The sequence below is a fragment of the Kitasatospora nipponensis genome (genome assembly GCF_039528135.1).
Lineage (GTDB): Bacteria > Actinomycetota > Actinomycetes > Streptomycetales > Streptomycetaceae > Kitasatospora > Kitasatospora nipponensis.
This window is the reverse complement of sequence record NZ_BAAALF010001201.1, coordinates 1-507: the sequence shown is the minus strand read 5'-3', so window position 1 is coordinate 507 and position 507 is coordinate 1. Positions and strand designations below refer to the sequence as shown.

The window sequence follows — 507 nt, the reverse complement described above, 5'->3', positions numbered from 1 at the left end:
CAGGTTCATGAAGGGCCCGGCGAACATCACGATGACGCGCTTCCACGGCGCGCGGGTGTAGAAGAGCCGGTCCTCGTCGCCGGGCTGCAGCTCCTCGTAGGAGGCCTCGCGGGCGTCCTCGATCATCGAACGCCACGGCGAGCTGCTGCGCTTGGTGATCCGGCCGTCGGCGCCCGGCGGGAACATCCCGATCATCCGGATGTAGCCGCCCAGCGGGATGGCCTTGAAGCCGTACTCGGTCTCGCCGCGGCGGCGCGACCACAGGGTCGGGCCGAAGCCGACCATGTACTGCGGCACCCGGATGCCGAAGAGCTTGGCCGTCGAGAGGTGTCCGAGCTCGTGCCACGCGATCGAGACGAGCAGCCCGCCGAAGAAGAGCCCGATGCCGAGCACTGTCATCACTATGGTCACCGCTGGTCCTCCGTCATGCCGCTGCCCCTCGCCATCTTGCACCCAGGTACCGCACCGCGTCAGCCGACCACCGGGATCGTGCCTCCGCTCCCGGGC

At 69.0% G+C, this 507-nt stretch carries 1 protein-coding gene; it reads right to left on the bottom strand.

The features are described 5' to 3' along the window. Window positions 1-411, bottom strand: a 411-nt coding sequence (locus tag ABD323_RS45660) for a site-2 protease family protein (protein WP_344447805.1), incomplete at its 3' end; no start/stop codon positions are given. Between the last annotated feature and the right edge of the window lie 96 nt (window positions 412-507).